Here is a 6419-nt window from a genome sequence, read left to right on the forward strand (position 1 = left end):
CTATACCCGGATGTCGACGCCGGTTTCGCCATTGAGCATGACGCGGTAGCTGGTGATCACTTCGGCCTCGGCCTCGGCGGTGCCGGTTTCCCCGGCGCCGGGCGCAGTGCCGTCATTTCCTTCGCGTCCCTCACCGAAGGCGCTGGCATTGCCCTCGTCCTGCAGCGAGAAGGAGAGCGTGTCCTGGTCCGTGTCGAGCCCGGCATCCTGCAGCGCTTGCTGTAGTGCCTTGGCATCGCGCTGAAGAAGATCGAGCGTTTCGGCCTTTTCCACCACAAGATGAGCGGTCACGCGGCCGTCCGTTGCGACATCGAGTTTGACGTCCACGCGGCCAAGTTCCGGCGGGTCGATGCGGATCTCGAATGTGTTGACGCCTTTCTGGACGTGCTTGGCGATTTGCAGGGCGATCGCGGAGGCGGGCACCTGTGTTGCCTGCGCCTGGCCGGGCAGGGCGCCGAAGCGCAGCTGAACCGGGTTGGCGTTCTGGGTCGAGGTGCCGGTGGGCAAGCTCTCGATCTGAAGGCCGCTGGCGCTGTCGAAAATGACGTTGAGCGGTTTTTCGGTGCCTGCCAGGCCAAAGCCGGCAAGATTAAGCGCGGTCGCCTGCTGGGGGGCAGCCGCGGGAGTTGCCGGGGCCTGCGGGCGCGGGGCGGCATTTTCCGTGCCGGCTACTTTGAACTCGGTTGCCGTGCCTTCCTTGCCCGCGCTCAATTTATCGGCGGCGAGCTGGCCCAGTGTCTTGCCATCTTTGCCCGCAAGAGCGCCGTCATCGGCCAGATTGCCGGATAGATCGGCATCGGCTGCAGCTTGCGCGGCTTGCAGCGCGGAGTTGCCCCCGCTTTCTGCGCCATTGGCTGCGGCGGCATTAATGTCGGGGGCGGCGCTGCGGGCGCCTTGCGCGTTATTGGTCTGGCCGGTGCCTTGCGCGGTGCTTTGAACGGCTGCGCTTGCTGCGGTGTTAAGGCCGCTCGCAGCGGCGGTCTGCGCGCTCTTGGCCGCTTCGGCGGCTGCGGTGTTCTGCGTGCCGGTTTCCTTGCCGGCATTCGTATCTGCGCCGGCCTGGGCGGCCTGCTCTGTGCCTTCGCCGTCCACGGCAGGCGCTGTGGCATCGGCATTTGCCGTGCTCTGCGCGGCTTCCTCGCCGTTCGGAGCGGGGCTGCCTGTACCCGTTTTAGCGGTATCGGCCGGAAGCGCTGCCTGCTCTGTAAGGCTGGCGGCAAGATCTGCCTCCTCGCCCTGGGCTTCTTCGGCGGGTTTTCCGGGCGTGTCCTTTTCTCTTGCAGCGGCTGCCTTTTCGGAGGCTTTTTCATCGGCGCGTTTGGCGCGGGCTTCCTCATCCCGGCGCTTTTCGGCGCGCTGATGCTCGGCCTGGCTCTCCGCGCGGCTGCTTTCGCCGCGTTTATCGTCGGCGCGGCGGGCCTCGCGGGCTTCTTCCGCCCGGCTTTCGGCTGCCGAAACGCCGCGCTGGTCGGCTTTTGCCTCCTGGCGCGTCTCATTCAAATGGCGCGAGAACGCGTCATCGATGGCGCCTTTGGACAGGCGTGCCGTCTCATTGCGCCGGAGAAGCTCGGTTTCCGGGCTGCGCTGCGAAGAAGAGGTACTGACTTCCATAATGACCTGTCCCTTAGAGGCAAGAATTCCTGCGTCCTACTGAGCAAGTTGGAGGCCAGAAAAAGTTCTTTCTAAATCAATGGCTTAGAGTAAGAGCGCTCGAAAGGCGCGGCAAAGCCTGCCGCCGGGCGGCAGAAAATGCCCAGACGCGGCCGATGGCGTCATTGCAACGGCATATCTCTTGTCTATAGTGCGGCTTTCCGGGGCCTTTGGGCGGCGAAATGCGCCGCAGAGGCTCTTCTTCCGTGCAGCGGAATGCTGCCCGGCATAGAGGCCGCCGCGCCTTATGCTTTATGAATGTGACCGAAGTGATACGGCCGATTGATATGAGCGTGTCCGCACCATCCAGCGCGCAAGAGCCAAAAGGCGGGGTGAACAGCCTCGGCTTTGCCAAGCCGCCTGCCGAAACGCGGGTGGTCGTGGCGATGTCGGGCGGGGTCGATTCCTCCGTAACCGCCGCTCTTCTGAAAGAAGAAGGCTATGAGGTGATCGGCATCACGCTGCAGCTTTACGACCATGGCGCGGCCATTGCCCGCAAGGGGGCGTGCTGCGCGGGCCAGGACATTCACGATGCGCGCCTGGTGGCCGAGAAGATCGGCATTCCTCATTACGTGCTCGATTATGAAAGCCGCTTCCGGGATCAGGTGATGGAAGAGTTCGCTGACTCTTATCTTGCCGGCGAAACGCCCATCCCTTGCGTGCGCTGCAATGAGCGCGTGAAATTCCGCGATATGTTTCAGGCGGCCAAGGAACTGGGCGCGGATGCGCTGGCGACCGGCCATTATATTGCCAGCGAACCCGGCCCGGACGGCTGGCAGATGCTGCGCGCCGCCGACCCCGAGCGCGACCAGAGCTATTTCCTTTTCACCACGACGCGCGAGCAGCTCGACTTCCTGCGCTTTCCGCTGGGCCGCCTGCATAAGGCGGAAACCCGCGCCATTGCCCAGCGCTACGGGCTCGGCGTTGCGGAAAAGCCGGACAGCCAGGACATTTGCTTCGTCCCCTCCGGGCGCTATGCGGATGTGATCTTGAAGCTGCGCCCGGGCGCGGCGGAGCCCGGCGATATCGTGGATATGGACGGCAATGTGCTCGGCCGCCACGACGGCATTCTTCATTACACGATCGGCCAGCGCCGCGGTCTCGGTGTTGCCATGGGCGAGCCGCTTTATGTGGTGCGGCTCGATGCGGCGAAGAAACAGGTCGTGGTCGGGCCGAAAGACATGTTGCTGACGCATAAGATCGAACTTGCCGAAGTGAATTGGATCGGCCCCGGCAATCTCGATGAAAACGATCAGCCGCTCGAGGTGCTGGCCAAGGTGCGCTCGACGCGCCCGCCGGCGCCGGCGCTGCTCGTGCCGCTGGGGGAAGGGCGCGCGCGGGTTGAGCTGAAAACGGGGGAAGATGGCGTGGCGCCCGGTCAGGCCTGTGTGTTCTATGACGCGCAAACCGGCGCCCGCGTGCTGGGCGGCGGCTGGATCCGCCGCTCCGTCAACCGCTATGGCAATGCGGTGCGCGGGCGGCCGCTGGAAACGGAAACGGCGCGTGAGGCTGCACGCGGCGTGAAACAAAGGGCCGAGGCGTAAATCCCGCCTTCAATCCGCCATTTTCTGGCGGATTATTACGGAAAACTTTGGTAAAACTAATCTGCCGCGGCAAACTGGCAACGCCGTCACGAGGGAGCCCATCTTTTGAGCGTCAAATCGCGCATCGACGAAAAATCCGTCCGGGAAGCTTACGCTCGCTGGGCACCTGTTTATGACTTTTCCTTCGGCCCGATTGCCGATGCCGGCCGCAAACATGCGGTCCGCGCCATCAATCGCCGTTCGGGCTCCGTGCTTGAAGTGGGGGTGGGCACGGGCCTCTCGCTGCCGCGCTATGGCAAGCATTTGAAGGTGACGGGTATCGACCTTTCCACCGACATGCTCAAAAAGGCGCGCACGCGGGTGAAGGAAAAGAACCTTGCCAATGTGGAGGCGATCGTGGAAATGGACGCCTCCGAGCTGGCTTTTGCCGACGGGCAGTTCGACACCGTGGTCGCCATGTATGTGATGACCGTGGTGCCGGAGCCGGAAAAGGTGATGCGGGAGCTTGAGCGCGTGTGCGCGCCGGGCGGCCAGGTCTTCATCGTCAATCATTTTGCGCAGGATCACGGGGTGCGCGGGCGCATCGAGCGCTGGATGGCGCCTGCCGCGCGCGCGCTTGGCTGGCATCCCGACTTTAAGGTCGAAACGATTACGGGCATCACCAAGCTCGACCTGCAGGAAACCCAGCCGCTGAACCCGATGGGCCTTTTCACCATGCTGAGGTTTCAAAAGCCGGCCGGCGAAGAAGCCGCCGACCGCCAGAGCGAGGGGAAGGCTCCGCGCTCGGCGCCGAAAATTTCCGGCGAGGTGGAAGCCGGCGCACCTGCCACCTTTTAAACTGCGGCGCTTTTCCTATTTCTGCTTCTGGTAACGGGCAGCGCAGCGGGCTGACGCGATGACATCGACAAACGGGGTTTCATCTTCACGTGCAGGCGGCGCGGGGCGCGGCTTTGCGCTGCGGGTGGTGGAGGCGGGCTGGTTTCAGCGCTTCATCATCACCGTCATTCTCGTCAATGCCGTGACGCTCGGCCTTGAAACCTCCGCCGAAGCGATGGCGCGGATGGGCGGTCTTCTTCTGGCCATCGATCGCGTGGCACTTGCGATCTTCGTGGCCGAACTGCTTCTGAAGTTCTGGGCCTACCGGCTTTCCTTCTTCAAGAACGGCTGGAACAATTTCGACCTTGCCATTGTCGCCATTGCGCTGGTGCCGGCGGCGGGGCCCTTGTCGGTTTTGCGCGCGCTGCGCATTCTGCGTGTGCTGCGGCTTTTCTCCGTCATTCCCTCGATGCGCAAGGTGGTGCAGTCGCTGCTCATGGCGCTGCCGGGCATGGGCTCGGTGGCGGGCGTTCTCTTGCTGATTTTCTATATTTTCGCCGTGCTCGGCACCGAGTTTTTCGGCGAGGCCTTTCCGGACTGGTTCGGCACGATCGGGCGCACGCTCTATTCCCTTTTCCAGATCATGACGCTGGAAAGCTGGTCCATGGGAATCGTGCGTCCGGTGATGGAGGTCTATCCCTGGGCCTGGGCGTTTTTCGTGCCGTTCATTCTCTTTACCACCTTCATGGTGCTCAATCTCGTCATCGGCATCATTGTCGATTCCATGCAGATGATTCACGAGGGCGAGGCCCATGCGGAGCGCGAGACGATCGAGCGGCGCGCCCATGAGGAACGGGCGGCGATGGCCCGGGATCTGGCCGATATCAAGCGCGAAATCCGCGATTTGCGGGCCGCTCTGGCCGAGGGGCGGGAGTAGCGCGCAGCGCGCCACGCCTTGCTTGACAAGGGCGGGGCAGGGGCCTTATATCCCCTCACTTTCCGCGGGCCGCCTGGCCCGCGATGCCTTTGGGGCGGAGTAGCTCAGCTGGTTAGAGCAGCGGAATCATAATCCGCGTGTCGGGGGTTCAAGTCCCTCCTCCGCTACCATTTCCTTGCAAAACCTGCCCGAAGATAAGCTGGTCCCAGAAGCGGCCTTTCCAGTAGGCGTGCTGGCGCAGGAGGCCTTCTTTTTCAAAGCCGTGCCGCTCAAGAAGGCGGATGGAGCGGGTGTTGCCGGGCACGGCATCGATCTCATTTCCGCGCCGCGCATCGAGGACATGGGCATGTGCCTTGGTTTCCTTTTGCGGCCAGTTCACCTTCCTTCTTGGCCACGTCAGCCATTTTTTGCGAGGGCCGCCAGTTCGCTTCTGACGCGAGCAATGCTGCTTTTTGCGGATGAGGTTGTCACGGTGGGCTGGCACCGAATGAAACGAGTTTGGGGGTGGCCCCCTATGTAGGGACGATCAGCTGTCTGAAATGACGGTACAAAACATGAACGCTATGTGATATCAATTCTATTGTAAAGTATTGGGGGCTGACAGAGATTTATATAGATGACTGATTTTGTTTATTATTTGGGCGGCCCAAATGAGCAGAAGTAGCCTCGTCCGTTTTAGCCGCGATGGTGATGAGTTTCACTATTTGTGGGCTGCGCGACAATGTTTGAGGTTGCTCTCGCCAAGTTCAGACCTTGTTGCGTTTTCGATAGAAGGTGCATCGCTTGCGGAAACAGGCAGTGGTGCCTCTATCGAGGCGGGTGAGCAGGTCATCGATATCGCGGAATATTGCGGCAGCGAAGATTTGGCTACTGCTTCGCTCGTTAAGTACTGCCAGTTGAAGCACTCAACACAAAGCTCAGACGAGCCGTGGACGCAGAGCGGGTTAGCAATAACTTTAAAGGGATTTTCTGAGCGCTATCAGGCGCTGATTAACAAGTATGGCGCGGAGCATTGTGACCGTGTGCTTCAGTTTAGGTTCATTACAAACCGTCCAATAAACGAAAAAATCCTTGAAACAATTTCGGATGTTGCAACCGGCGCGGAGCACCGACATCCGAAAGAGGCACAAAAGCTCATAAGCAATACGGACCTTGCAGAAGAACGTCTTTCCAGCTTTTGTAGGCTTCTCTACCTAGAGGGCGGTCATGGGGGGTATCTGGATCAGCGGAATTCTCTAACTCAGGACTTCGGTCAATATCTGCCGGGAAGCGATGTTGACGCGCCTGTTCAGCTTAAGGAACTGGTAAGGCGCAAGGCGTTGTCGGAAAGCGCTGAGAGCCCGACAATTACCAAGACTGATGTTCTTCGCGCGCTAAAAACGGACGAGGGTCGACTCTTCCCTGCTACATGCATGATCGAAGAACCTGAGGGGGTAATTCCAAGAGAACAGGAGAGCGAAATATTCTCTCTG

At 61.0% G+C, this 6419-nt stretch carries 5 protein-coding genes, 1 tRNA gene and 1 pseudogene; 5 read left to right on the forward strand and 2 right to left on the reverse strand.

All coding sequences use genetic code 11. The features are described from left to right. The gene (locus M2A_RS14935) at positions 1-1611 is read right to left on the reverse strand and encodes a flagellar hook-length control protein FliK (protein WP_045449102.1); all 1611 of its coding nucleotides are present in this window, start codon (positions 1609-1611) and stop codon (positions 1-3) included. Between the two features lie 326 nt (positions 1612-1937). Between M2A_RS14935 and mnmA the strand changes: the two genes are divergently transcribed. The 4 genes from mnmA (at position 1938) to M2A_RS14955 (ending at position 5117) form a co-directional block, all read left to right on the forward strand. Further along, positions 1938-3194, forward strand: a complete 1257-nt coding sequence (gene mnmA / locus M2A_RS14940) for a tRNA 2-thiouridine(34) synthase MnmA (RefSeq protein ID WP_081875667.1) — start codon at positions 1938-1940, stop codon at positions 3192-3194. Positions 3195-3299: 105 nt separating this feature from the next. Continuing rightward, on the forward strand, positions 3300-4031 hold the full coding sequence (locus M2A_RS14945; RefSeq protein WP_156101782.1) for a class I SAM-dependent methyltransferase: 732 nt from the start codon (positions 3300-3302) through the stop codon (positions 4029-4031). Positions 4032-4089: 58 nt separating this feature from the next. Continuing rightward, complete coding sequence (locus M2A_RS14950; protein WP_081875665.1) at positions 4090-4947, forward strand: ion transporter; 858 nt, start codon at positions 4090-4092, stop codon at positions 4945-4947. 93 nt (positions 4948-5040) lie between these two features. After that, a tRNA-Met gene (locus tag M2A_RS14955) sits at positions 5041-5117 on the forward strand. Here the strand turns inward: M2A_RS14955 and M2A_RS17860 are convergent. Then, positions 5096-5326 (reverse strand): GNAT family N-acetyltransferase, encoded by a 231-nt coding sequence (locus M2A_RS17860; protein ID WP_081875666.1) that lies wholly within the window; start codon positions 5324-5326, stop codon positions 5096-5098. The genes M2A_RS14955 and M2A_RS17860 overlap by 22 nt on opposite strands. A gap of 271 nt (positions 5327-5597) precedes the next feature. Here M2A_RS17860 and M2A_RS14965 point away from each other — a divergent pair. Continuing rightward, a pseudogene (locus M2A_RS14965) lies at positions 5598-6419 on the forward strand (hypothetical protein); the annotation flags it as partial.

Source organism: Tepidicaulis marinus, assembly GCF_000739695.1.
In the GTDB taxonomy this organism is placed as follows: Bacteria; Pseudomonadota; Alphaproteobacteria; order Parvibaculales; family Parvibaculaceae; genus Tepidicaulis; species Tepidicaulis marinus.